Source organism: Arthrobacter sp. Alg241-R88, assembly GCF_900537115.1.
Classification (GTDB): Bacteria; Actinomycetota; Actinomycetes; order Actinomycetales; family Micrococcaceae; genus Arthrobacter.
This window is the reverse complement of sequence record NZ_UNRG01000001.1, coordinates 671,031-694,354: the sequence shown is the minus strand read 5'-3', so window position 1 is coordinate 694,354 and position 23,324 is coordinate 671,031. Positions and strand designations below refer to the sequence as shown.

Genomic DNA, 23,324 nt, shown 5'->3' with positions numbered 1-23,324 from the left:
ACTCGTCGCGGGGACCTGTGAAGGGAACTGTTACTGTCACGCCGACATTCCATCATCAGCCACCGACAATTTATGGAGCCGACGCTCCAACTCCCCGGAGACCGCGTCGATCTGCTCAAAATCTTCAGCTGTCGGCGCCCAGCGTGCCGCGGAAAGGTCCACCCGCCAGGATCCCTCCCCCGTCCGCAGGTAGGTTTCATGGTCGCCTGTGAGGGGGGTTTCCTCCTCGAGGTAGTGGCGCAGGGCTTTCACTTCGTGTCCCTCCGGAGCGTGTCCGCTTGCCTTGAGGATCCGCCACCAGGGAACCCCGCTGCCGTAGTGGCTCATGACGGAACCGACCTGCCTCGGTCCGCCAGATCCCAGCAGCTCGGCGACGTCCCCGTATGACACTGCGGCCCCGGCCGGAACCAGCCTCACGATGGCCAGTACCGCCTCCACATACTCAATCCGCATTGATCCAATGTAGCTGCAGTGGCGCTCCCGGGAATTGTCGGTGGCCGCCGTTAGCGTGGACGTATGAGCACCTGGAACACCCTTCCCCGAGCAGCCTTCGACCTCGAAACCACCGGCCGCAACTCGCGTGCGGCCCGGATAGTGACGGCGTCAGTCACTGTGGTGGACCACAAGGGTGAGGTCATCAGGGAACATGAGTGGCTGGCCGATCCAGGGATTGAAATACCCACCGAAGCCAGTGATGTGCACGGCATTACCACTGAACAGGCCAGGCGCGAGGGCAGGCCCGCCCACGAGGTGACGAAGGAGCTTGCGGCAGTGCTGCAGGGGCTTTTCGACGACGGTACGCCGGTCATCGCGTTCAACGCCAGCTACGATTTCACAGTGCTCGCAGCCGAGTCGGCCCGCTATGGGGTCCCGCAACTGACCCGGTTCCCGGTCCTGGACCCCTACATCATGAACAAGCAGGTGGACCGATACCGCAAGGGCAAACGAACCCTGACTGCATTGTGCGAAGAGTACGGCGTGGTCCTGGACAATGCCCATACGTCCGCCGCTGACGCCCTGGCCACCCTGAAGGTCCTGGATGCCATGGCTGGGAAGTTTCCGAAATTGAGCATGCCTGCCAGCCAGCTGCACCAGCTTCAGGTGGACTGGGCCGTGAGCCAGGCGGCGGATTTCCAGGGCTACCTCCGCAAGACGAAGCCGACAGCCGTGATCGAAGGCGACTGGCCCGTGCTCCCGCCGCAGGACGCCAGTGCCGGCGGCTTCTAGCCCTCGGGCCGGCCTGCCGCTGCGAGATATATTTCACAGTCATATCGCTTCATAAGGCAGCTTGCTTTCAGGCTGCGGGGATTCGCTGCGACGGCCCTGCCGGGCACCAGCTGGGCAGGCGAAACTGTCCCGGGCCGAATTTTGTTCGCCAAAGGTCACGTCCCATCCGCGCTTCTTCACCATCAGGACCGGAAACGCCGAAGTGAGACAATAAAGTTTTGCGGTCACCCCTGCCCTGGCCTTGCTTGACCAGCACCGGGCAGGTGCCAGGCGCCACCAGCGCAGCCTTGCGGCCCGGTTGACTTATGACTCAATGAAAGTGACAACCTGATGAAAATCAAAGCGATGAAGTGGCTCACAACCGCTCCCGTGGCACTCGCCCTCGCGGTTTCCCTCGCAGCATGCGGCTCAGGATCTGCCGAGCCCACCGGAACGCCCACGGATGCCCTCGCCGGCAGTGACCAGCAGACGCTGGACAAGTACACCACCGCCGACGTCACCCCGATCGATCAGATCGACAAGACCAAGCTCGGCCTCAACACTGAAGGCAAGCTCGAGGTGGGCACCCTCTCGGACGCTCCGCCGAACATCTTCATTGACCCCTCCGGCAAGTTCACCGGCTACGACAACGAACTGCTGCGCGCCATCGCCGGCAAGCTCGGCCTTGAGGTCGAGTTCGTTGCCACGGACTTCTCGGCACTCCTTTCCCAGGTGCAGACCAAACAGTTCGACGTCGGCTCCTCCTCCATCTCCACCACGGACGCCCGCCGCCAGAATGTCGGTTTCACCAACGGCTACGACTTCGGCTTCATGGCCGTCGTTGCCAAGACCGACAGTGACGTCAAGGGCTTCGCCGACCTCACCGGCGACCTCCGTATCGGCGTCGTACAGGGCACCGTCCAGGACGACTATGTCACCAACACCTTGAAGCTTGAGCCGATCCGTTTCCCGGATTACGCCACCGTGTACGCCAACGTGCGCAACGGCCAGGTTGACGCGTGGGTCGCCCCGTCCCAGCAGGCCACCGGCCAGGTGAAGGAAGGCGACGGCACCGTCATCGCCGAGTCCGTCGTCAACACCCAGAACTTCACTGCCTACGCGGTGGCCAAGGACAACCAGCCGCTGATCGACGCGCTGAATTCCGGCTTGGACGCCGTTATCGCTGACGGAACCTGGTCCAAGCTGACCAAGGAGTGGTACCCGGACCGCGAGATGCCGAGCGACTGGAAGCCGGGCAGCAAGGCCGCCACGGTTCCCCAGAGCTGATTGAGCCGCAACGTCCATGGATCTCTTGGATCAACTGGCTGACACCTTCTTCAACTGGGAGGAAATGGCAAAAGTCATTCCCGCCCTGCTTATGGTTGGTTTGCCCAACACCCTGATATTGGCTGTGGCCTCCGGCGTCTTGGGTTCCCTGCTGGGCCTGGCGCTGGCCATGATGGGGATTTCCCGCAACGCCGGGGCCCGCTGGGTGGCGCGCATCTACACCGATATCTTCCGTGGGCTCCCTGCCATCCTGGTGATCCTGGTCATCGGCATCGGGCTCAGTCCCATCGCGCGGGAAATCACCGGGTCCCGGAACCCTTACCCCCTGGGCATCCTGGCCTTGACGCTCATCGCGGCAGCCTACATCGGTGAAATCTTCCGATCGGGCATCCAGAGCGTGGAGAAGGGCCAGTTGGAGGCATCCCGGGCGCTGGGCTTCAGTTACGGCAGTTCCATGCGCCTGGTGGTGGTGCCGCAGGGCATCCGCCGGGTCCTTCCCGCACTGGTGAACCAGTTCATCTCGCTGTTGAAGGATTCCTCGCTGGTGTTCATGCTTGGCCTGGCTGCCTCGGACCGGGAGATCTTCCGGATCGGAAATGACGCCATGGCCAACACCGGCAACCTCTCTCCGCTGGTGGCCGCAGGTGTGCTGTATCTGATCCTGACCGTTCCGCTGACCCACTTCGTGAACTTCATCGACAACCGGCTCCGTACCGGCAAGCCGGAAAAGAAGGAACCGGATGAGCTGGCAGCACCTATCGGCAAGGGGGCACAGGCATGACGGAATTCGCATCCGGAACCCTGACCGGCAAGAACCTGCACCTATCGTTTGGGCACAACCACGTTCTCCGCGGCATTGACCTGCACGTGGAGAAGGGAACCACTGCCTCGGTCATCGGCCCTTCGGGATCCGGTAAGTCCACACTGCTGCGCGTGATGAACCGGCTGATCGAACCCGATCAGGGCGATATCCTCCTGGATGGCCGTTCGGTCCTGAAGGACAACCCTGACGAGCTCCGGCAGCGGATCGGCATGGTGTTCCAGCAGTTCAACCTGTTCCCGCACAAAACGGTGGTGGACAATGTGTCCCTGGCCCTGAGGAAGCTGCGTAAGCTGCCGCAGGAACAGGCCCGCGCCGAGGCCCTGGAGCAGCTGGACCTGGTGGGCCTGAAGCACAAGGCCGACGCCCGCCCGGCAAACCTCTCCGGAGGCCAGCAGCAGCGCGTGGCGATAGCGCGGGCACTTGCCATGAAGCCGGAAGTCATGTTCTTTGACGAGGCTACGTCCGCTCTGGATCCCGAGCTCGTCAAGGGCGTCCTGGCGCTCATGACGGACCTCGCGAAGGGCGGCATGACCATGGTGGTGGTGACCCACGAGATGGGCTTCTCCCGCAACGTCTCGGACACGGTGACGTTTATGGACGCCGGCGTTGTGGTGGAATCCGGTCCTCCCCAGCAGATCTTCAGCGACCCCGCTACGGACCGCCTGAAGAACTTCCTCTCGGACGTTCTGTAGCTCCTGGCCCAGGCACACAAAGAAATCCCCGGCTGCATAATGCGGCCGGGGATTTCTTTGATGTCAGGCTGCCGGGATGTCCCTCAAGAGAGACAACACGCCCGACGGCGGAACTAGCCTTGTGCGGCCGCTGCCGCCTTTGCTGCAGCCGGAAGCGCGTCGAAGATGCGGTTCATGGCTGTGTCGTCGTGCGCGGCGGACAGGAACCAGGCCTCGAAGACCGACGGCGGCAGGTAGACGCCCGACTCCAGCATGGAGTGGAAGAACGGCGCGTAGCGGAAGCTCTCCTGCGCCTGGGCGTCGGCGTAGTTGTGCACCCCGTTGGCCGAGGTGCCAAAGGCCACCGAGAAAAGGTTTCCGGCGAACTGGATTGAGTGGTCCACCCCGGCGTCGTCCAGTGCAGTGGACAGGGCGGAGGAGAGCTCCAGCGAGCGGACGTCAATGAAGGAGTAGACGTCCCGGGTGGCGTGCGTCAGGGTGGCGACACCCGCAGCCATCGCCACCGGATTCCCGGAGAGCGTCCCGGCCTGGTACACCGGACCGGTGGGGGCAAGATGATCCATGATGTCGGCACGTCCGCCGAGGGCCGCCGTCGGCATTCCCCCGCCGATGACCTTGCCGAAGGTGAGCAGGTCCGGCGTCCACGGTTCAGCGGCGTCCGGCGCGCCGCCGGTGAGGCCCCAGTACCCGGAGTAGCCGGTGCGGAACCCGGTGAGCACCTCATCCACGATGAGCAGTGCCCCGTGTTCGCGGGTGATGCGGGACAGGCCAAGGTTGAAGCCGTCCTCCGGTGTTACCACGCCCATGTTGGCCGGCGCCGCTTCAGTGATGACGGCGGCGATGTTGGGTCCGTGGGTGGCGAAGGCTTCCTTCACGGCGGTGAGGTCGTTGTACGGCAGCACCAGGGTTTCGGCCGTGGTGGCCTCGGTGACGCCGGCCGAGCCTGGCAGGGCGAGCGTGGCAACGCCCGAACCCGCCGACGCGAGGAGGCTGTCCAGATGCCCGTGGTAGCAGCCTGCGAACTTGATGATCAGGTTCCGGCCGGTGAAGCCGCGGGCCAGGCGGACGGCCGTCATGGTTGCTTCGGTGCCGGTGGAGACCATCCGGAGCCGCTCCACCGCCGGCACGCGTTCCTGGACGATCGCCGCCAGGTTCGCCTCGTCAGGGGTGGAGGCGCCAAAGGAAAGGCCGCGGTCCACGGCAGCGTGAACGGCCTCCAGCACGGCCGGGTGTGCGTGGCCAAGCAACGCCGGGCCCCAGGAGCAGACCAGGTCCACGTATTCCTTGCCATCGGCGTCCGTCAGATACGGGCCTTTGGCGGAAACCATAAAGCGGGGAGTCCCGCCCACGGACCCGAAGGCCCTCACGGGAGAGTTGACTCCGCCCGGCATCAGCTGGCGGGCGCGGTCGAATAGTGCCTCGTTGCGAGGATTGCTGGAAGTCATGGTTCCCATTCTCTCAGTTAGCCCGTGCTTCGGATGCGAGCAGTTCCGCCACCCGGGGCGCCACTGCCATTCCCAGGAGCTCGATGGAGCGCATCATGGCGGCGTGCGGCAAGGGGCCGTTGCTGTACTTGAGGTCGAAGCGGTCCACGCCCAGGTTCTGCTTGAGCCGGACAATCTTCCGTGCCACCGTTTCCGGCGATCCCACATACAGGGCTCCCTCGGGAGCGCACAAGGCGTCGAACTCCCCCCTTCCGGCAGGTCCCCAGCCGCGCTCGGCCCCAAGTTTGTTCCGCAGTTTCAGCCAGTGCGGGAAGAGTTCCTCCCGGGCCTGTTCGTCGGTATCTGCCACATGGCCGGGCGAATGCGTGGCAACCTGCTGCATCGGGTGGCCGTACTTGGACATGGCTTCCCGGTACAGGTCCACCAGCGGCCGGAACGAGCGCGGCTGCCCGCCGATAATCGCGAAGATGATGGGATAGCCGTACTGGGCGCAGCGGAGGACCGACTCGGGTGTTCCCCCGACACCGATCCAGGTGGGCAGCAGGTGGCGTTCCAGGGGCGGGTAGACGCTCAGGCCGGAAAGGGCCGGCCTGGTGCGGCCTTCCCAGTGCACCGGCTTCTGCGCCCGTACCTTGTCAAACAGCTCCAGCTTCTCTTCAAACAGGACCTCATAGTCTGCGAGGTCCAGCCCGAACAGCGGGAAGGACTCAATAAAGGAGCCCCGGCCCAGCATCACTTCGGCGCGGCCGTTCGAGAGGGCGTCAACGGTGGAGAACCGCTGGAAAACCCGGATGGGATCATCCGAACTCAGGACCGTGACCGCGGAGCCGAGGCGGATCCTGGTGGTGCGGGCGGCAGCGGCCGCGAGGAAAACCTCGGGCGCGGATACCGCGTAGTCCTTGCGGTGGTGCTCGCCAACACCAAAGGCGTGAAGTCCGACGGCGTCCGCCAGCTCAGCCTGTTCGAGCAGCTGGCGCAGCACCTGGGCATGCGGCTGCGGGCTGCCGTCCGGGTTCTCGCCGACGTCGCCGAAGGTGTTCAGCCCGATCAGGATCCGGTCCGCGGCCACCGGAGCCGTGGGAAGGGGCGGGATTTCGCTCATCGGGACTCCTTCAGCCAGCCGGCCAGTTCCGCTGCCCAGTAGGTCAGCACCATATGGGCGCCGGCGCGGCGGATGCCGAGCACGGATTCGGTGATGGCCGCACGCCTGTCAATCCACCCGTTCCCGGCGGCAGCCTCGATCATGGCGTACTCCCCCGAGATCTGGTAGGCCGCAACGGGGACCGGGCTCATAGCCGCCACGTCGGCCACGATGTCCAGGTAGCTCATGGCCGGCTTCACCATCACCACGTCTGCCCCTTCGGCGAGGTCCAGTTCAACCTCGCGAAGGGCTTCGGTGCGGTTGCCGGCGTCCATCTGGTACGTGCGCCGGTCCCCCTTGAGCTGGGAGTCGACGGCTTCCCGGAACGGACCATAGAAGGCCGACGCGTACTTCGCCGCGTAGGCAATAACGGAGGTATTCGTGTGCCCTGCCTGGTCCAGGGCGGCGCGGATGGCGGCAACCTGGCCGTCCATCATGCCCGACGGGCCCAGCATGTGGGCACCGGCGTCGGCCTGTGCCACGGCCATCCGGGCGTAGATCTCAACGGTGCGGTCGTTGTCCACATAACCCTCGGCGTCCAGTACGCCGCAGTGCCCGTGGTCGGTGAACTCATCCAGGCAAACATCGCTCATGACCACCAGGTCGTCGCCGACCTCCGAGCGGACATCCCGGATGGCCTTGTTCAGGACGCCGTCGGGGTCAACGGAGGCGGTGCCCTCGGCGTCCCGGGTCTCCGGGATGCCGAACAGCATGATGCCGCCAAGGCCGAGCTCAACAGCTTCTGCCGCGGCCCGCTTGAGAGTCTCCGTGGTGTGCTGGACAACTCCGGGCATCGACGTGATCGGGTTCGGCTCGGTGAGGCCTTCCCGGATGAAGGCCGGGAGGATCAGCTCGGCCGGCGCGAGCCGGGTTTCAGCGGTCAGCCGGCGCATGGCCGGTGTGGTGCGGAGGCGGCGGGGGCGGTCGCTCGGAAAAGTCATGGTCCTGTCCTTGGGAATGGTTCGAGGGGTGGGCGGAAGTTCCGGTTGGCGGTTTTCCGGCAGGTCAGGGTGGTTGCCGGCAGGAATTTCCACCGGCTCCAAGTGCCGTTTCGACGGCGGCCACCAGCCCTTGTGGCGTGGGCTCGCCGGCGATTGCAGCCACAGGCATGCCGAGGGCGGCGGCCTGTTCCGCCGTCGACCTTCCGATCGCCACCAGGCGGCAGCCGTGCAGCGGCGAGAGCCCATGGATTCGCCGGACGGCGCTGGGCGAGGCGGCGACTACTGCCTGGATCTGCCCGGCCGCAATTTCGGCGGCGGCTGCTTCCGGTGCCAGCAGGGAGTACGACGGCGTGCCCCGCCCCGGCCCCGCATCCTCCGGCGGTGAGACCAGCCTGCGCTCCGCTGCCGCGGGATAATCGACGGTGCGGTAGGCGGTCACTGCGGTGACCGTGCTGCCTGCCGCCGTCAGCCCTTCGGCGAGTCGTCCAGGCGCGATGTCCGCTTGGGGAAGAAGTACTTTGCCGGTATTGGCGGGCCATACCTCGAGCAGTCCCGAAGCGGACTGCTCGTCCCTGGGCATCAGATCCACCGGCAAGCCGGCGGCTTCGAGGAGACGCCGGCAGGCCGGTCCGATCGCAGCGATCCGGGTGGCGGCGGGTATCCACTGGCGCAGCGTGAGGCCCCGTTCGGTTGCCTTGGCGGTGAGCACATGGACCGTGGTGGCGCTGCTGATGATCAACCAGTCAAACGCGCCGGCACCGAGCGCATCGCAGGCCACGTCTAGGGAGTGCTGGTCCGCGGCACGTTCGAAGTCGATCAGCGGCAGCAGGAGCGCTTCGGCGCCGGCCTCCTCAAGTGCCGCTACCAGGGGCAGTGAGCGTTCCGGGCTGCGGGTGATCAGTACCCGGGCCCCCCTAAGCAGCTTCCCGCTCCCGAACCCGGTTGCTCCGTTGGCGGTGTGGTCCGCCACGCCTACCCCTCCCCAAGAGGGCGGTCCTGGACACGGCGGGAAGGCAGTCCCATGGCCGGCTCAGGAAGCCTGCAGGTCTGCAATATCGGCGGCACCTGCAGCGAGGAGGACTTCGGCGAGTTCGATGCCCAGCAGGGTGGCCCCAACTTCCGTGAGTCCGTCGGTTGCCCGCTTGTCCCGGACTGAAGCGGTGCCGTCCACGGCACAAACCACGGCTTCCAGGTGGAGCATGCTGCCCTTCCGGAAGGCGTACGCGCCCACCGGCGCTGCGCAGCCGGCTTCGAGCCGTGCCAGCAGGGCCCGCTCAGCCGTGACAGCGAGCCGGGTGTCCGGATCGTCCAGCGCGGCCAGTGCCTGCGCAAGGACATCCTTGGAACCCTCTGTGGAGCCCGGCCTGGGCGGCGCGTCGGCAGTGCGGCATTCGATGGCGAGGGATCCCTGGCCGGCAGCGGGCAGCATGACGTCCGTTTCCAGGAACTCGCTGACGGCATCCAGCCGGCCGATGCGTTCCAGGCCTGCCGCCGCGAGAACTACGGCATCAAGGTCGCAGGACTTGCCCGCAACCACCTGGTCCGTTGCGTTTCCTGGAAGTCCGGGCACCCTGCCCAGGCGGGTGTCCACGTTGCCGCGGATATCCACGATGTCGAGGTCGGGCCGGGCGGTGCGCAGTTGGGCTGCGCGGCGGGGCGAGCCGGTCCCCACAGTGGCGCCGGAGGGGAGGTCGGCAAGTTTGAGCCCGTCCCGGGCGCAGAGGACATCGCGGACGTCTACCCGCCGGGGCGTAGCGGCCAGGCTCAGGCCTACTGCCGCGCCGGTGGGCAGGTCCTTGAGCGAATGGATGGCCACGTCGCACTCATCGCGCAGCAGCGCATCGCGCAGCGCGGCGACAAAGACACCGGTGCCGCCCATTTGTGACAACGAGCCCGTGAGGACGTCGCCGTCGGTCCTGATGTGGACGAGCTCCACCGGGAAACCTCCGACGGCGGCCAGCTGGTCAGCGGTTTGCCGCGTCTGGGTGAGTGCCAGCTTGCTGGCGCGGGTTCCGATGCGGACTGTCACTGCTGCGGCGCTCCCCCGGCCGTGCCTGGCTGGTTGGCCGCCGCGTCCGCCGGATAAGGATCATGGCCGGTGCCCACGGTGGTGTCCGCGCCTGCAATCGTAGGCTTCTCGCCGCGGAAGTTCGCGCAGCATCCCGGGCGGCAGACGTCGTACCAGGGGCCAAGAGCGGTCACCGCCGGGCGGTCGCTGATGTTGTTGGCCACGGTCCGCTCGGAAATCAGGTCCACCAGGCCGTTGACGAATGTGCGGTGGGTGCCCGGAGTGGGGACGCGGGTGGCTGCGAGTCCCAGGTTGGCGCAGGTTTCCAGGGCTTCCGTGTCCAGATCCCAAACAACTTCCATGTGGTCGCTCACGAAGCCCAGGGGCACAATAACGATTCCCTTGACGCCCTGGCCCGCAAGCTCTTCAATGGCGTCGTTGATGTCCGGTTCGAGCCACGGCACGTGCGGGGCCCCGGAACGGGACTGGTAGACCAGCGACCAGGGGGCGGTAAGGCCTGATTCCTCTTCCACCCGCTGGATGACGGCGGCCGCGGTGGCCAGGTGCTGGGCAACGTACGCGGAACCCTCTTCGAATTCGCGGGGTTCGCCCTCGGAGCGGCCAGCCGCGTCTGCGTCACGGGTCGGGATGGAGTGCGTGGCAAACAGGATCTGGACGGGCGCGTCGGGTGTGCCAGCTGCTGCCAGTTTTTCCCTGACCTCCGCGAGGCCCGCGGCGGTGCCCTCGATGAAGGGCTCCACAAAGCCGGGGTGGTCGAAGTACTGGCGCACCTTGTCCACTTCCAGCCGGCCGTCCAGGCCGGTCTCAGTCAGCGCCATGCCAATGTCTTCGCGGTACTGGCGGCAGCTGGAGTAACAGGAGTAGGCACTCGTGGTGAGCATCAGCAGGCGGCGGTGCCCGGCGTCGTACGCGTCCTGCAGGGTCTGCGGGATGTACGGGGCCCAGTTGCGGTTGCCCCACAGCACGGGAAGGTCAATGCCCCGGGCGCCGAGCTCGGCCTCGAGCGCTGCCTTCAGCTCGCGGTTCTGCTGGTTGATGGGGCTGATGCCGCCGTTTGCACGGTAGTGGTGGGAAACTTCCTCAAGCCGCTCGTCCGGGATCCCGCGCCCGCGGGTCACGTTGCGGAGGAACGGAATGACGTCCTCCTGGCCTTCCGGCCCGCCAAAGGAGGCGAGGAGGACGGCGTCGTAATTTTTGGGGGCCATGCGGCCGGCCTCCGTCACGGGGTTAATGGCCGCCACGCTGCCGGGATCGCGCGCTTCGAGGGGGCTCATGCCAGCACCTCTGCAACTTCTTCCGCGGAGATGCGGCGACCGGTATAGAACGGAATCTCTTCCCGGACGTGGTTGCGTGCTTCGGTGGCGCGAAGGTGGCGCATGAGGTCCACCAGGTCCACCAGCTCAGGCGCCTCCAGGCCCAGGATCCATTCCCAGTCACCGAGGGCGAAGGAGGAGACAGTATTGGAAATGACCTGCGGGAAGTCCCGGCCCAGCAGGCCGTGGTCGCGGAGCATCTTGCCGCGCTCGGCCTCGGGCAGGATGTACCACTCGTAGGAGCGGACAAACGGGTAGACGCACAGCCACTCTGCCGGTGCAACGCCGCGGGAGTAGGCAGGGGTGTGGTTCTTGGCGAACTCAGCCTCGCGGTGCACACCCATGGCGGACCAGACAATCTCGGTCCCGGCGAAGAGGGTGCTGCGGCGGATGTCCCGGATTGCCTGCTGCAGGGCTTCGGGCTTGGGCCCGTGGAGCCACACCATCACGTCCGCATCCGCCCGCATGGCGGAAACGTCGTAACTGCCGCGGTGAGTCACGCCGGCCTGGGCGAGCCGTTCCAGCAGGGCCTCGAAGTCCGTGGCAGCAGCGGCGCTGCGGACCAGCGCCTCTGACCGCTTGAAGACCGTCCAGAGGGTGAAAAACTGCTCGGCTGATTCTTCGGTTTTAGTGACAGATTCGGCAGAAGTGTGGCTCATGGTTACAAGTTTGCCCCTTCGTACCCGCCAAGTCGAAACCAGCTAGTTCTACAGCCCGTAGAAGTGTTCAATGTCACAGCAGCATCCGTTTTCCCGGATCCCCGGAAGTCCGCGCCTAGGGATTTCGCAGGCGGAAGAAGACCAGTCCGGCGGCACCGGCCATGCCTACCAGCCCTGAGCCAAGCCACACCAGGGCACTCTTCGGCTCCGGCTGCGCAGCCAGCACCGCGCTGGTCCGGACGCTGTTGCCGTTCGGGACTGAAGAATACGGCGACCACCCCGCCTGGGTACGTGGCACGGCGTAAAGAGGTACATATCCGCCCTGTCCGGCCACTGCACCCGTCGCAGTTGCGGTAGCAGTTTCGCCTGCGGCGGCGACGGCGGTGGGCTCGCCTGCCGCCGTCGTGGCAGGATCCACTGCCACGGTGGATGCGGGCGGGGCAGGCTGGGCCGGTGTGGTCCCGCCTGCCGCTGCTGGTGCAGGGGCAGCAGGGGTGCCGGTTCCCGGGGCTTCCGGCACGGCGCCGGGAGCCGAAGGCGCAGCACCCGGCGCCGTCCGGGTGGCCGTCGGAGTGCCGGCTGCAGGGGCGGAGCCGACGGGAGCAGACGACGCGGCGCGGGTAGCTGTCGGAGTGCTGGCTGTCGGAGTGCTGGCTGCGGGCGCGCTGCTTGTCGGAACCGGGGACGCCGTAGCAGTGGCCGAAGGTGAAGGTGCGGCTGGCTTTTGGGTGGCCTTCGCTGCGGGACGGAGGGCAGACGGGATTGCGGAGGCGGAAGGAGTAGGAGCCGGGCTGGGGCTGGCGGTCTGCTTGGCATCAGCACCCTTGCCGTTGTCCGCAGGAGCGTTGCCATTGCTGCTCTTCCCCCCGCGGTCCTGGCCGGGCGCATTCTCCTGCGCGACAGCTGACTGGCCCTTCAGCGGGGCCACTACGGGGAGGGTTTGGGTGTCAACCGCCGGGGCTCCGGGGTCACCAGGGCCGGGCGCTCCCTCTTTTGCTTGGGACGCCGGGACGCCCGTGGTGAGAACCAGTACCGCCCCGACTGCCGCAGCTGCTGCGCCGCGTCGGAGTCCCCCATGGATACCGGTCCGGGGCATGGAAAAATCGGACCTGTTGTGAACCATAGTCATCGACACTAACCATGTCGGACGGCGAAGTGAAAACCAGCAAAGCATCCAACGGCGGTCCAGGAGAGCCCTGTTTCCGGGCCTCCACGGGCCTGACCAGCGAGGACGTTCAGCCGGCCAGGTTCCGGATTTGGTTCTTCGTGTCGGACACCACTGCGGCGAGTCCGTTCCCGGCCACCCAGCCGCCCACCACGGCCAGGCCGCCCACCGCGTTGCAGGCTTCCCGGATTGCGGTAACCCGGGCGCGGTGTCCGACGGCCGCAAAAGGCAGGGCACCGCGCCACCTCACAACGTCCCACTCCACAACGTCCTGCCGGCCGATGCCAACCCCGAGCAAGGCCGATGCGTCGTGAAGCGACGCCGCCAGGAGCCCGTCGTCGGTATCCGGTCCGCCGGGCTGGTTGCCGGTGCTGTCAACACGTCCATAGGAGAGCCGGATGACATGCCTGCCGGCGCCGGCGGCGGCGGCCAGCCAGTCCCATTTGCCGGTGGCATGCGTCAGGGCCTTTGCCTGGACGCCGGGAGTCTGGGGCGCCACGAGGATGCCGGTACCGCGGGGACGGCGGTCCAGTTCAGGCTTGTCCAGGACCAGGGTGACGAGCTGCACGTCAGGCCCGGAACCGGGTTGCTGTCCAGCAATTGCCGGCACTGCCTTTTCCAGCAGTCCGGCGGCGGCCGGGCCGTCTACTGCGACGACCAGCAGGCCGGCGTCGAACGTCTCCCCCGCGGCGTCAACGCGCCACCCATCGGATGTCCGGGACACCGCTGTTGCGAGCGTTCGGGACAGGAGCGTAACGCCCCGGTCCTGCAGATCCGTGACCAGCGCGGTGACCATGGTGTGCATTCCGCCTTCCAGCCCGGCGACGGCGGATCCTGCCTTGGCGGGTCCGGTGCTGTTTCGCCGCTGGGACGCCACGGCGGCGGCCAGGGAGCCGTGCTGCCGAAGTCCTGCGCGAAGTCCAGGAGCCACCATGTCGACATCCAGGAGTCCCGGGTCGGCCGAGTGGACGCCACCCACAACGGGCGCTACCAGCCGCTCCAGGACCCGGCGTCCCATGCGCGCCCGGACGAGGGCGGACACGCTGACAACGTCCGCTGCCGTGCCGATGGACGCGGGCAGGACCCTGTCGAGGGAGGCGCGGAGCGAGCCGAGCAGGCCCAGGGACCTGCGGACCTCGGGATCCCAGGGGTTGGCGGGAATTCCCAAAACGCCGGTCTTGGGAAGTTCTCGGGCACCGTCCGGGAGCTGCACCCAGGCGCCGCCGGGCCGCGGCGCAACAATCCTCTCCGAAAGGCCCAGTTCCCCGGCAAGGCCGGCAACGGCGTCGGACCGAGTAGCGAAGGACTCTGCCCCGCTATCCAGGGTGAGGCCCGCTACAACATGGCTGCCCACGCAGCCGCCCCACTCCTTGCCGGCTTCCAGGACTGTCACCGGATGCCCGGCAACGGCCAGCTCCCGGGCGGAAAGGAGGCCTGAGATCCCACCGCCCAGCACCAGCGCGGACGGGGCGCCAGCCGGGTGAATCGCCATGGGTTACTCCGGCGAAATGGAGTGTATGAGTTCTACAACCCGGGTGAGGACGGCAGGGTCGGTCTCGGGAGGAACGCCATGGCCCAGGTTGAGGACGTGGCCAGGCGCAGCTGCTCCGGCGGCAATAACAGCGCGGACGTGCGCTTCGAGGATTTCCCAGGGGGCGGACAGCAGCGCGGGGTCAATGTTTCCCTGCAGCGGGACCGATCCGCCCAGCCTTCGGTTGGCCTCGTCCAGCGGCAGCCGGTAATCAACGCCCACCACGTCCACGCCTACGTCCCGCATGGCCACGAGAAGCTCGGAGGTACCGGTGCCGAAGTGGATGAGCGGGGCACCAAGGTGCCTTACATGGTCCAGGGCACGCGTGGAGGCGGGGGCCACAAACTGTGTGTAGTCGGCAAGGCCCAGGGAGCCTGCCCACGAGTCGAACAGCTGTCCGGCGGAGGCGCCGGCCTCCAGCTGGGCCTGCAGGAACATGCCGGATGCATCGGCGGCCCAGTTGGCGAGGGCGCGCCAGGTCTCCGGGTCTGCGTGCATCATGGTGCGGGGTCCGAGGTGGTCACGGGACGGCTTGCCCTCCACCATGTAGGCCGCCAGGGTGAAGGGCGCCCCGGCAAAGCCGATCAGCGGGGTCCTACCGAGTTCGGCCACCGTAAGCCGGACGGCCTGGCGGATAGGTTCGAGCGCCTCCCAGGTCAGCTGCGGGAGGGCGGCAACGTCCGCGGCAGTCCGGACGGGCCTGTCCAGGACGGGGCCCACTCCGGGCACGATGTCCACGCCCACGCCGGCCAGTTTGAGCGGAATGACAATGTCGGAGAAGAAGATTCCGGCGTCCACGTCGTGGCGGCGGACAGGCTGGAGCGTGATCTCCGAAGCGAGCTCGGGGCGCAGGCAGGAATCCAGCATGGCGATGCCTTCGCGGACCTTGAGGTACTCCGGGAGGGAACGCCCGGCCTGCCGCATGAACCAGACGGGGCGGCGCGATGGCTTTCCGCCCCGGTAGGCCGTGATCAGCGGCGAGTCTGCGGTGCGTCCATCCACCAGTGGATGGTCTGTGGCGAGGGCGCCGGCAGCGGACATGGCAGGGCTGGAAGTCATGCCTTTGATTGTGCCCAAAAACAGCAGCAAAAGATAACGACAGGCTGTCACGCCAGGGGCCCTTTCCCGCGCCGTGGCAGGAATCACAGCGCCAGCCGGCCGTATCCGGGCCGGGTGGTTGTTCTACCGAGGAACGAAAAAGCTATGATTGACCTGCTGTGGTTCTTTTTTCATTGGTGGCTACACACGCCGACATCGATCTTGAGACCGTTGCTCAGTTGAGCAACGGTGCCTCCGGGATCGCCACATCCGCTCTCTCCGGATCGCCGGCGGTGACGGGTGCGGTAGTCCTTGCCACCTGCAACCGCTACGAAATCTATGGCGAGGCTCCCCACCCGGACGACGTTGAAGCCGCCCGCGCAGCGCTTGTCGCCCAGATCAGCGATGTCAGCGGACTCAGCGAACCGCTGGTTTCCCGCTCCTTCAGCACCCGCACCGGCCCTGAAGTAAGCCAGCACCTCTTTGCCGTCAGCGCCGGACTGGATTCCGCCGTCGTCGGTGAACGTGAAATCGCGGGCCAGGTACGCCGGGCCCTCATCACCGCCCAGCACGAGGGAACCGCCAGCTCCGGACTCGTCCGCCTGTTCCAGGCCGCGTCAAAGACGGCCAAGGACGTCGGCGCCCAGACCGCACTGGGATCACGGGGACTCTCCATCGTTTCCGTGGCCCTGGATCTGGCAACCGACCTTTCCGAGAACCCTGACTGGTCCACCAAGAAGGTGGTGGTCTTCGGCACCGGAGCCTACGCCGGCGCCACGATGGCGCTGCTGCGTGAGCGGGGCTGTACCGACATCTCCGTCTTCTCTTCCTCCGGCCGCGCCGAGGGCTTTGTGGCCACCCGCGGCGGCACGGCCCTTGACGAGGAAACGCTGCGTCCTGCCGTCGCTGCTGCGGACGTGATGATCGGCTGCAGCGGCTCGGACACCCGGGTGGAAGCTGATGAACTCGCCCTTGTGCGCGCAGATTCGCCACAGCCACTGATTGCCATCGATCTGGCCCTTACCCATGATTTCGACCCCGGAGTGGGCGAGCTGGAAGGCGTTGAGCTGTTGACCCTGGAATCCGTGCGCCTCGCCGCACCGCAGGAGCAGGCTGAATCACTGGCCCAGGCAAGCGGCATCGTCAGCGGCGCTGCCAAGGCCTTCGAGCAGGAGCGCGAGGCCCGGTCCGTGGATTCCGCGATCGTTGCACTGCGGCGGCACACCATGAACGTCCTGGACGCGGAAATGGAAAAGGTCCGTGCCCGGCACGGCTGCACGGCGGCGGCTGAAGAAGTGGAGTTCGCGCTTCGGCGCATGGTCAAGCAGCTGCTTCACGTTCCCACCGTGCGCGCACGCGAGCTCGCCGCCAACGGCCAGCAGGATGAGTACGTCGCCGCACTGGAGGCCCTCTACGGCATTACCGTGGAGCAGCCGGCAGCCCGCGCCGTTCCCCAGGCCGAGTGCCCGGTGGACCACCAGGGCCTCGAAAGCGCCTGACCAGCCTACGCCCCACCACCTGCGCCCTCCCGCGCAACGCTCTCTCACTTACCGGGTCTTTTCCACCCACGCTCTCTCACTTAATGCGTCATTTCCCCCGACCCTCTCTCACTCTTATAAAAAAAGTGAGAGAGCGTCCATCAAAAACCGGCGTTAAGTGAGAGAGCGTCCCGTAAACGGGGCGGAAGATGATGACGCGCGGGAGGGGCGCTCCGGCCCCGGCTGCGGCTCCGGGCCTAGTAGACGGGTTTGTTGGGTTCCACCTCGCGCACCCAGGCGAGGATGCCGCCGTCGAGATGGCTGACCCGCTGATAGCCGGCCTTCTGCGCCGCCGCCAGGACGTTCGCCGAGCGGGTCCCCGCCTTGCACAGGAACACAATGTCCTTGTCCTGCGGCAGCTCCTGCCACGCTTCCCCGGCAAGGATCCGTCCCTGCGGGATGAGGACGGCGCCGTCGATCCTGACAATGTCGTATTCGCCGGACTCCCGCACATCCACGAGCTCAAAGTCCTTCAGGCCGGCCTTCCGGGACGCGAGCATGGTGGCCAGCTGCGTAGCTGTGACGGTGTGTTCCGTGTCCGCCTGTGCCGTGGGCGTAATGCCGCAGAAGGCCTCATAGTCCGTCAGCTCCGTGATCGGTTCCGCAGCGGGGTCCTTGGAGACACGGATCTCCCGCCAGCTGCCGCCCAGGGCGTCGAACAGGGCCACCCTGCCCAGCAGTGAGCGTCCGACGCCGGTAATCAGCTTCACTGCCTCAGTCACCATCAGCGACCCCACCGCAGCGCAGAGCATGCCGAAGACCCCGCCCTCACCGCACGAGGGGACAGACCCTGCCGGAGGTGCTTCAGGATAGAGGTCACGGTAGGTGGGTCCGTGCTTTTCCCAGAAGACGCTCACCTGCCCGTCGAAGCGGAAGATGGAGCCCCAGACGTAGGGCTTGCCCAGGATGGCGGCGGCGTCGTTGACCAGGTACCGCGTGGCGAAGTTGTCGGCGCCGTCCAGGATCAGGTCGTAGCCCGCGAACAGCTCCAGGGCATTGGAGGCGTCCAGCCGGACGTTATGCAGCCGGACGTCCACCAGCGGGTTGAGGGCGGCGATGGCGTCCCGCGCCGACTCGATCTTCGGCCGGCCAACGTCAGCCACGCCGTGGATGACCTGGCGCTGCAGGTTGCTGAGGTCAACGGCGTCGTCGTCGATGATCCCCAGCGTCCCTACCCCCGCGGCGGCGAGGTAGAGCAGCGCCGGGGACCCGAGCCCGCCGGCGCCGATCACCAGTACTTTGGCATTCTTGAGCCTCCGCTGCCCCAGTGCGCCGATCTCGGGAATGATGAGGTGCCGCGAGTAGCGCTCCACCTCGTCAGGAGTGAGCTCACCAGCCGGTTCAACCAGCGGAGGCAGTGAAATAGTCGAAACATTTGCGGAGAATGTCGAAGCCATACTTCAATGTATGCCCCGGGATACCGCCCGGTCATATTACCCCGACGTAGAGTGGGGGTAACTGCAAGGGAAAGAAGGACAACTGTGGTCCATGAAGCACGGGCTGACCGCCCGTCCGCAGCCGAACCGCAAACCGCCTCGCGCCCCGCCGGGCAACGGTCCGCCCGGCTTCCCCGGGACGAGAGACGCGCACAACTCCTTTCCGCAGCACAGGAAGTCTTCGTTGCCAACGGCTATCACGGGGCCGCCATGGACGAAATCGCAGAGACAGCCCACGTCAGCAAACCGGTCCTGTACCAGCACTTCCCCTCAAAGCGGGAGCTGTACCTGGCCCTGCTCGAAAGCCACCTGGCCTCCTTGACGGACCTGATGCTGGGGGCGCTGAACTCCACCACTGACAATGACGAACGCGTGCAGGCCGTGATGCGGGCCTATTTCCGGTTCATCGCCAACGATGACCAGGCCCACCGGCTTGTTTTCGAATCAGACCTCATCAACGATCCGGACGTCAGCTCACGGCTGGAGACCTTCAACCGGACGTTTGCGGACGCCATTGCCCGCGTCATCGCCGAGGACACCAAACTTCCCCACCTGGAGGCAGAGCTCCTGGGCCGCGGGCTCGCCGGGATGGCGCAGGTCAGTGCCCGGTACTGGCTCGAGACCGACGGGAACCTGGACCTCGATGTGGCCAGCGACCTCATCTACCGTTTAGCTTGGCGCGGAATCTCTCGCTTCCCCAAAGAGTCCTAGACTACAAATAAGACATAACCCGAGAAACGTGAACCGGCTGGGAGGCCCCCTGTGGAAATTAAGATCGGCGTTCAGAATGTTGGCCGCGAAATTGTGCTGGAATCAGTCGAGGACCCGGACTCCGTAGCCAAGGTTGTAGAAGCAGCCATCACCACCGGCAGCGAACTGCGCCTGAAGGATGACAAGGGACGCCTGATCATTGTTCCCGGCAAGGCCCTGGCCTACGTAGAAATCGGCGCCGAGGAACAGCGCCGCGTAGGGTTCGGCCAGTTCTAGCCCCCGCACCTGAGGTGCGAGTACTCCAAGGAGAGCCATGCTTTCGCTGACCATTGTGGTGCTGGTGACAGCCGCCGCAGGTTTCATCGTCTGGGCCAATGACAAGCGGCACACTAAATATGGTGTCGTCCTGCCGGCCGGCGTTGCCGTAGGTGTGGGAGCTGTTACCTGGATCATCCTGATGGCTGCAGGCTTTGGCTACCGGCCGGGCATGACCTGGCTGCCCTGGATCCTGCCCATGGTTGTGGGTGCAGCAGCGGCGGTTGCAGCGGTCCTTTACGTGGGCCGTACCAGGGCCAGGCACGATCTGGAACGGCTTACGGCGGCGCTGAAGCTCTAGCCGGAACCAGCGCCCGGACATTCAAGCACGGCTGTGGCCACTGCCTTTCGGGGTTGTGGCCACAGCCGTTTAAGCGGCTGCGGGGTGCCGCGCCGGTTCGGCAACCGCGTGGACCGCGGCGGCGGCTTCACTCACGGCCTCGGCCGCGCCCACGTCGCGGGCTGTGACTTCGCCCCCGGCGTCATGCGAGGTGTAAAGGAGGAAAACCCGGTTGTACCGCCAGTCCAGGTCAGGGTGGTGGTTCTGTTCCTCGGCAAGGCGTCCGACGGCGGCAATCAGCTCAAGTGCGGCAGCCGCCGTCGGCGCCTTGTATACCGTCACCAGTGCACCTTGGTGGTACCGCCAGTCGCTCAGGACGGCCAGTGCGTCCTCAAGCCGCTCGGGAGAAAGAATGTCCTTGCCGGCCATGGCTGCTCCTCACCTTATGGCTGGCGGAGCGGCACCGGGAGCGGGCTACAGGAACTCTGCCCGGCCCTCCATGGCCGACGACGCCAGTGCATGTTCGCGGCGCGGGATCCTGCCCGCCGCTTTCGCCAGCCTACCGGCGATCACCGCATGTTTGAAGGCCTCCCCCATCAGGGCAGGATTCTGCGCCCGGGTTACGGCCGTAGCCAGCAGCACGGCGTCGCACCCCAGCTCCATGGCCAGGGCCGCGTCCGAGGCGGTTCCGATGCCGGCGTCCAGGACCACCGGAACCGAGGCGCGGGAGACGATCAGCTCAATGTTGTGCGGGTTCAGGATGCCCAGTCCGGTGCCGATCGGCGCGCCGAGCGGCATGACCGCGGTGGCCCCAAGGTTCTCAAGCCGCAGCGCAAGGACGGGATCGTCATTGGTGTACGCAAAAACCTTGAAGCCCCTGTTGACCAGTTGTTCCGTGGCGTCCACCAGTTCGACAGCGTCCGGCAGCAGGGTCTGTTCGTCAGCTATGACTTCCAGCTTCACCCAGTCGGTTTCCAGTGCCTCACGGGCCAGTTCCGCCGTCAGCACTGCATCCCGGGCGGTGAAGCAGCCTGCCGTGTTGGGCAGCACGCGGATGCCGTGATCCACGAGCAGCTGGAAGAGCGAGCCCGTCTCGGCCGTGGAATACCGCCGCATGGCCACAGTGGTCAGCCCGGTGCCGGAGGCCAGGAGGGCAGCCCCCAGGCCGTCCAGGCTGGGCGCGCCGCCGGTGCCCATGATGAGCCGGGATGTCAGGGTGACGCCGTCAATGACCAGCGGATCATCGAGGCCCGCCACGCTTGGAGTGGTGATGGTTTCGGTCATGGTGTCAGCCTCCCTGCACAGCCGTGACGAGTTCAACCTCGTCGCCGTCCGCGAGCGCGGTGGTAAACCATTGGCTGCGCGGGACAACCTCGGAATTGTGGGCTACGGCCACACCAAGCTTTTGGCCGTCGGTTGCCTGACCATTGGCGGCCAGGGGGCGGCCGGTGACCTGGCTGACGAGCACGGTGATGGAGGCGCCCTCGGGCACGGGGTGCCGGGTTCCGTTCAAGGTAATGTTCATGCTGTTTCCTTTGTGGGCGATGTGTGGCGGAAGTGGTTGGTGGGTGAGCCGGTGGTTAGGCGGGCGCCTGCCCTGGGGGAAAAGCGGCCGGGGCTGAAGACCGCCCATCGGGGGTCCTCGCGGCCGTCGAAAAGGTCCCGGCAGACGGCTGCTGCGGCCGGTGTCAGCAGGACTCCGTGCCGGAAGAACCCGGTGGCGATGATGAGGCCGGAAAGGTACCCGTGCTCCCCGTCCGCCGCTGCCAGCGGGGCGGGAACCCGCCCCAGCAGGGGCGCGTTGTCGGGCGTTGCGGGACGGGCACGGGCTGTGAATTCCAGCAGTTCGAGTTCGGCGACGGCGGGAACCAGTACCTGCGCGTCGCGGAGGAGCTGGTACACGCCCCCGGCGGAAACGGCGTCCGTGCCGGACAGCGCATCCTCACGCTGGGTTGCCCCGATCACCACCGTGCCGTCCCTGCGCGGAACGATGTAGACCGGAACGCCGCGCACCAGCCCGCGGACCGTGGACGTCACCAATGGCTGCAGGTGCCGGGGCACTGCCAGGCGCAGGATGTCCCCGTGGACGGGCCGCAGTGGCAGGTTTAGCCCTGGCGGCAGCCCTTCAAGAGCTGCCGCGTGCAGCCCGTTCGCCACCACGGTTTCGGCGGCCAGCACGGTTCCCCCGTCCGCCAGGCGCACGCCGGCAACAGCTCCCCCGCGCCACAGCAGCCCGGTTGCCCTGGCCGCTACGGCAAAACCGCCGACGACGCCGGCTGCCGCAGTGCCGCGTCCCGCACCTTTGTCCCTGTTCCCGCCGCCGTCGTCCGTGCCTTGGGCCAGGGCGGCCTGCAGGCACGCCACCAACAGCCGCGGATCCACCTGGTGGTCGGCCGGAGTGTCCAGCGCGCACGCGATCCCCGGGCTGAGCAGGGGTTCCCGCTGTCGCGCGCCCCGGACGGTCAGCGGCTCTACGGAAAGACCACTGGCCTGCTGGACGGACCGGAGGTCCATCAGGGCGCGGCGGTCGGCGGCGTCGGCACCCACGGCGAGGGTCGGCGTCGTAATGTATCCCGGATCTGTTCCTGACGCTTCGGTGAGGCCGGCGGCAAAGGCCGGCCAGCGGGCCGAGGCATCCAGCATGAATTCCAGGAGGTCCTCCTCCTGGTAATGCAGCTCGCTCACCGGGGCAAGCATCCCGGCGGCAGCCCAGCTGGCCCCGGAACCCGGTGCGTCATCGATCACCACCACGGAACGGCCGGAACGCTTCGCCTCCCATGCGATGCCGTGGCCGATCACTCCACCGCCGATCACCGCCACATCAGCATGGATGGTGTTCTTGGCGTCTATGGCCAGGGGCTCAGATGATGCGCCCATGTGTCTCCTTCCCTACGCCGGTATTAGCCGGATCAGGTCAAGCGGTCGGCTCTGACGCCCTCTCAGCCCGGCGCTTTGTGACAGCTGCCGCGGGCTCCCGCAGTACGAGGCCAGTGTAGAGGAACTAGGCTTTCCCCCATGAATGTGTCCCACACCCCTGCCGCCGGCACCGACGTCCTCAGCAGCGCCAAGATCAGCAACGGCGTCAACGCCGCCCGCCTCTACCTCTGCACCGACGCCCGGAGGGACCGCGGCGACTTCGACCAGTTCGTGGACGCAGCGTTCGCCGGCGGGGTGGACATCATCCAGTTGCGCGACAAGACCATTGAAGCAGCAGAGGAGCTCGAACTCCTGGCGGTGCTCAAGGAAGCGGCAGAGCGGCATGGCCGCCTCTGGGCTGTCAACGACCGTGCCGACATCGCGGTGCTGTCCGGGGCACCCGTCTTCCACATCGGCCAAAAGGACCTGCCCCTGGACGCTGCACGCACCCTGCTCAACGGCAACGCCGCCATCGGCCTGTCCAGCCACACCCCGGCCCAGGTGGACGCGGCGCTCGGTGCGGCCGCCCGCCCCGCCGGGCTGGACTACTTCTGCGTGGGACCGGTGTGGTCAACGCCCACCAAACCGGGGCGGGCAGCGGTGGGACTGGAGCTGGTGAAGTATGCTGCCGAAGCTACCCGGCCGGCTGAGCAGGAGGGACAGTCCGACGGCGGTGTTCCCTGGTTCGCGATCGGCGGCATTGACCACGGCAACGTGGAGCAGGTGGTGGACGCAGGCGCACGCAGGATTGTGGTGGTCCGGGCCATTACGGAAGCGGGCGATCCCGCAGCCGCCGCCGCTGCACTGCTCGCCGCCCTGGATGCGCCCAACTCCTGACAACGCCGCTCCGGGCCGGAT

General features: G+C 66.7%; 25 protein-coding genes and 1 riboswitch. Of the genes, 9 read left to right on the top strand and 16 right to left on the bottom strand.

The features are described from left to right. Positions 1-36: 36 nt before the first annotated feature. On the bottom strand, positions 37-453 hold the full coding sequence (locus G6R19_RS03245) for an MGMT family protein (protein ID WP_163162227.1): 417 nt from the start codon (positions 451-453) through the stop codon (positions 37-39). Between the two features lie 63 nt (positions 454-516). Between G6R19_RS03245 and G6R19_RS03240 the strand changes: the two genes are divergently transcribed. From G6R19_RS03240 to G6R19_RS03225, 4 genes are all read left to right on the top strand, one after another. Beyond that, on the top strand, positions 517-1,227 hold the full coding sequence (locus tag G6R19_RS03240; RefSeq protein ID WP_163162225.1) for a 3'-5' exonuclease: 711 nt from the start codon (positions 517-519) through the stop codon (positions 1,225-1,227). A 330-nt stretch (positions 1,228-1,557) separates the two neighbouring features. Further along, on the top strand, positions 1,558-2,493 hold the full coding sequence (locus tag G6R19_RS03235) for an ABC transporter substrate-binding protein (protein ID WP_163162223.1): 936 nt from the start codon (positions 1,558-1,560) through the stop codon (positions 2,491-2,493). Positions 2,494-2,509: 16 nt separating this feature from the next. Then, on the top strand, positions 2,510-3,274 hold the full coding sequence (locus G6R19_RS03230) for an amino acid ABC transporter permease (RefSeq protein ID WP_163162221.1): 765 nt from the start codon (positions 2,510-2,512) through the stop codon (positions 3,272-3,274). After that, on the top strand, positions 3,271-4,008 hold the full coding sequence (locus G6R19_RS03225) for an amino acid ABC transporter ATP-binding protein (protein WP_163162219.1): 738 nt from the start codon (positions 3,271-3,273) through the stop codon (positions 4,006-4,008). Before G6R19_RS03230 ends, G6R19_RS03225 begins: the two co-directional genes overlap by 4 nt. A gap of 113 nt (positions 4,009-4,121) precedes the next feature. Here G6R19_RS03225 and hemL read toward each other — a convergent pair whose 3' ends face one another. From hemL to hemE, 10 genes are all read right to left on the bottom strand, one after another. Continuing rightward, positions 4,122-5,453, bottom strand: coding sequence for a glutamate-1-semialdehyde 2,1-aminomutase (hemL, locus tag G6R19_RS03220; RefSeq protein ID WP_163162217.1), 1,332 nt, complete (start codon positions 5,451-5,453; stop codon positions 4,122-4,124). A gap of 13 nt (positions 5,454-5,466) precedes the next feature. Next, a complete protein-coding gene (locus tag G6R19_RS03215) occupies positions 5,467-6,555 on the bottom strand; it encodes an LLM class flavin-dependent oxidoreductase (protein WP_163162215.1) in 1,089 nt (362 codons plus the stop codon). Continuing rightward, on the bottom strand, positions 6,552-7,535 hold the full coding sequence (hemB, locus tag G6R19_RS03210) for a porphobilinogen synthase (RefSeq protein ID WP_163162214.1): 984 nt from the start codon (positions 7,533-7,535) through the stop codon (positions 6,552-6,554). The genes G6R19_RS03215 and hemB overlap by 4 nt, the downstream gene beginning before the upstream one ends. 64 nt (positions 7,536-7,599) lie before the next feature. Further along, positions 7,600-8,505 (bottom strand): uroporphyrinogen-III synthase, encoded by a 906-nt coding sequence (locus G6R19_RS03205; protein ID WP_240341740.1) that lies wholly within the window; start codon positions 8,503-8,505, stop codon positions 7,600-7,602. Between the two features lie 60 nt (positions 8,506-8,565). Next, positions 8,566-9,564, bottom strand: a complete 999-nt coding sequence (gene hemC / locus G6R19_RS03200) for a hydroxymethylbilane synthase (protein ID WP_163162212.1) — start codon at positions 9,562-9,564, stop codon at positions 8,566-8,568. Beyond that, the gene (locus G6R19_RS03195; protein WP_163162210.1) at positions 9,561-10,838 is read right to left on the bottom strand and encodes a ferrochelatase; all 1,278 of its coding nucleotides are present in this window, start codon (positions 10,836-10,838) and stop codon (positions 9,561-9,563) included. Before G6R19_RS03195 ends, hemC begins: the two co-directional genes overlap by 4 nt. Further along, entirely contained in the window at positions 10,835-11,536 is a 702-nt protein-coding gene (hemQ, locus tag G6R19_RS03190) for a hydrogen peroxide-dependent heme synthase (protein ID WP_163162208.1), read from the bottom strand. The genes G6R19_RS03195 and hemQ overlap by 4 nt, the downstream gene beginning before the upstream one ends. Positions 11,537-11,651: 115 nt before the next feature. Further along, the gene (locus tag G6R19_RS20185) at positions 11,652-12,665 is read right to left on the bottom strand and encodes a hypothetical protein (protein ID WP_205484203.1); all 1,014 of its coding nucleotides are present in this window, start codon (positions 12,663-12,665) and stop codon (positions 11,652-11,654) included. Positions 12,666-12,771: 106 nt separating this feature from the next. Next, the gene (hemG, locus tag G6R19_RS03180; protein ID WP_163162206.1) at positions 12,772-14,193 is read right to left on the bottom strand and encodes a protoporphyrinogen oxidase; all 1,422 of its coding nucleotides are present in this window, start codon (positions 14,191-14,193) and stop codon (positions 12,772-12,774) included. Between the two features lie 3 nt (positions 14,194-14,196). Continuing rightward, positions 14,197-15,291 carry a uroporphyrinogen decarboxylase gene (hemE, locus tag G6R19_RS03175; RefSeq protein WP_163162204.1) on the bottom strand — a complete coding sequence of 365 codons (1,095 nt, stop codon included), beginning with the start codon at positions 15,289-15,291 and terminating at the stop codon, positions 14,197-14,199. Positions 15,292-15,449: 158 nt separating this feature from the next. Between hemE and G6R19_RS03170 the strand changes: the two genes are divergently transcribed. Next, complete coding sequence (locus tag G6R19_RS03170) at positions 15,450-16,769, top strand: glutamyl-tRNA reductase (protein ID WP_163162202.1); 1,320 nt, start codon at positions 15,450-15,452, stop codon at positions 16,767-16,769. Positions 16,770-17,005: 236 nt separating this feature from the next. On the opposite strand, the gene moeB is transcribed toward G6R19_RS03170, so the two are convergent. Continuing rightward, positions 17,006-18,205: a molybdopterin-synthase adenylyltransferase MoeB gene (gene moeB / locus G6R19_RS03165; protein WP_163162199.1), complete on the bottom strand. Its 1,200-nt coding sequence runs from the start codon at positions 18,203-18,205 to the stop codon at positions 17,006-17,008. Between the two features lie 84 nt (positions 18,206-18,289). On the opposite strand from moeB, the gene G6R19_RS03160 reads away from it, so the two are divergent. The 3 genes from G6R19_RS03160 to G6R19_RS03150 are packed head-to-tail and all read left to right on the top strand — an operon-like array spanning position 18,290 to position 19,571. Then, positions 18,290-18,955 (top strand): TetR/AcrR family transcriptional regulator, encoded by a 666-nt coding sequence (locus G6R19_RS03160; protein ID WP_163162197.1) that lies wholly within the window; start codon positions 18,290-18,292, stop codon positions 18,953-18,955. A gap of 51 nt (positions 18,956-19,006) precedes the next feature. Further along, positions 19,007-19,231, top strand: a complete 225-nt coding sequence (locus G6R19_RS03155; RefSeq protein WP_163162195.1) for a DUF3107 domain-containing protein — start codon at positions 19,007-19,009, stop codon at positions 19,229-19,231. 37 nt (positions 19,232-19,268) lie between these two features. Then, on the top strand, positions 19,269-19,571 hold the full coding sequence (locus G6R19_RS03150) for a hypothetical protein (RefSeq protein WP_163162193.1): 303 nt from the start codon (positions 19,269-19,271) through the stop codon (positions 19,569-19,571). Positions 19,572-19,640: 69 nt separating this feature from the next. On the opposite strand, the gene G6R19_RS03145 is transcribed toward G6R19_RS03150, so the two are convergent. The 4 genes from G6R19_RS03145 to G6R19_RS03130 all read right to left on the bottom strand — a co-directional run bounded on the left by G6R19_RS03145 (position 19,641) and on the right by G6R19_RS03130 (position 22,427). Then, on the bottom strand, positions 19,641-19,979 hold the full coding sequence (locus tag G6R19_RS03145; RefSeq protein ID WP_163162192.1) for a 4a-hydroxytetrahydrobiopterin dehydratase: 339 nt from the start codon (positions 19,977-19,979) through the stop codon (positions 19,641-19,643). A 45-nt stretch (positions 19,980-20,024) separates the two neighbouring features. Beyond that, entirely contained in the window at positions 20,025-20,834 is an 810-nt protein-coding gene (locus G6R19_RS03140) for a thiazole synthase (RefSeq protein ID WP_163162190.1), read from the bottom strand. A 4-nt stretch (positions 20,835-20,838) separates the two neighbouring features. Next, a complete protein-coding gene (gene thiS / locus G6R19_RS03135; RefSeq protein WP_163162188.1) occupies positions 20,839-21,075 on the bottom strand; it encodes a sulfur carrier protein ThiS in 237 nt (78 codons plus the stop codon). After that, positions 21,072-22,427 carry an FAD-dependent oxidoreductase gene (locus tag G6R19_RS03130; RefSeq protein ID WP_163162186.1) on the bottom strand — a complete coding sequence of 452 codons (1,356 nt, stop codon included), beginning with the start codon at positions 22,425-22,427 and terminating at the stop codon, positions 21,072-21,074. The genes thiS and G6R19_RS03130 overlap by 4 nt, the downstream gene beginning before the upstream one ends. Further along, a riboswitch (TPP riboswitch) is annotated at positions 22,420-22,538 on the bottom strand. Its footprint overlaps the gene before it by 8 nt. Positions 22,539-22,565: 27 nt before the next feature. On the opposite strand from G6R19_RS03130, the gene thiE reads away from it, so the two are divergent. Next, a complete protein-coding gene (gene thiE / locus G6R19_RS03125; protein WP_163162184.1) occupies positions 22,566-23,303 on the top strand; it encodes a thiamine phosphate synthase in 738 nt (245 codons plus the stop codon). The last annotated feature ends 21 nt before the right edge of the window (positions 23,304-23,324 follow it).

What these genes read in the sequence shown, in the direction of transcription:
- hemG (WP_163162206.1), bottom strand. Translation starts at nt 14,193, where the DNA reads ATGGCGATTCACCCGGCTGGCGCCCCGTCCGCGCTGGTGCTGGGCGGT.
- thiS (WP_163162188.1), bottom strand. Translation starts at nt 21,075, where the DNA reads ATGAACATTACCTTGAACGGAACCCGGCACCCCGTGCCCGAGGGCGCC.
- hemQ (WP_163162208.1), bottom strand. Translation starts at nt 11,536, where the DNA reads ATGAGCCACACTTCTGCCGAATCTGTCACTAAAACCGAAGAATCAGCC.
- G6R19_RS03225 (WP_163162219.1), top strand. Translation starts at nt 3,271, where the DNA reads ATGACGGAATTCGCATCCGGAACCCTGACCGGCAAGAACCTGCACCTA.
- moeB (WP_163162199.1), bottom strand. Translation starts at nt 18,205, where the DNA reads ATGGCTTCGACATTCTCCGCAAATGTTTCGACTATTTCACTGCCTCCG.
- G6R19_RS03245 (WP_163162227.1), bottom strand. Translation starts at nt 453, where the DNA reads ATGCGGATTGAGTATGTGGAGGCGGTACTGGCCATCGTGAGGCTGGTT.
- G6R19_RS03230 (WP_163162221.1), top strand. Translation starts at nt 2,510, where the DNA reads ATGGATCTCTTGGATCAACTGGCTGACACCTTCTTCAACTGGGAGGAA.
- G6R19_RS03195 (WP_163162210.1), bottom strand. Translation starts at nt 10,838, where the DNA reads ATGAGCCCCCTCGAAGCGCGCGATCCCGGCAGCGTGGCGGCCATTAAC.
- hemB (WP_163162214.1), bottom strand. Translation starts at nt 7,535, where the DNA reads ATGACTTTTCCGAGCGACCGCCCCCGCCGCCTCCGCACCACACCGGCC.
- G6R19_RS03215 (WP_163162215.1), bottom strand. Translation starts at nt 6,555, where the DNA reads ATGAGCGAAATCCCGCCCCTTCCCACGGCTCCGGTGGCCGCGGACCGG.
- G6R19_RS03145 (WP_163162192.1), bottom strand. Translation starts at nt 19,979, where the DNA reads ATGGCCGGCAAGGACATTCTTTCTCCCGAGCGGCTTGAGGACGCACTG.
- hemE (WP_163162204.1), bottom strand. Translation starts at nt 15,291, where the DNA reads ATGACTTCCAGCCCTGCCATGTCCGCTGCCGGCGCCCTCGCCACAGAC.
- hemL (WP_163162217.1), bottom strand. Translation starts at nt 5,453, where the DNA reads ATGACTTCCAGCAATCCTCGCAACGAGGCACTATTCGACCGCGCCCGC.
- G6R19_RS03150 (WP_163162193.1), top strand. Translation starts at nt 19,269, where the DNA reads ATGCTTTCGCTGACCATTGTGGTGCTGGTGACAGCCGCCGCAGGTTTC.
- thiE (WP_163162184.1), top strand. Translation starts at nt 22,566, where the DNA reads ATGAATGTGTCCCACACCCCTGCCGCCGGCACCGACGTCCTCAGCAGC.
- G6R19_RS20185 (WP_205484203.1), bottom strand. Translation starts at nt 12,665, where the DNA reads ATGACTATGGTTCACAACAGGTCCGATTTTTCCATGCCCCGGACCGGT.
- G6R19_RS03140 (WP_163162190.1), bottom strand. Translation starts at nt 20,834, where the DNA reads ATGACCGAAACCATCACCACTCCAAGCGTGGCGGGCCTCGATGATCCG.
- G6R19_RS03240 (WP_163162225.1), top strand. Translation starts at nt 517, where the DNA reads ATGAGCACCTGGAACACCCTTCCCCGAGCAGCCTTCGACCTCGAAACC.
- G6R19_RS03235 (WP_163162223.1), top strand. Translation starts at nt 1,558, where the DNA reads ATGAAAATCAAAGCGATGAAGTGGCTCACAACCGCTCCCGTGGCACTC.
- G6R19_RS03130 (WP_163162186.1), bottom strand. Translation starts at nt 22,427, where the DNA reads ATGGGCGCATCATCTGAGCCCCTGGCCATAGACGCCAAGAACACCATC.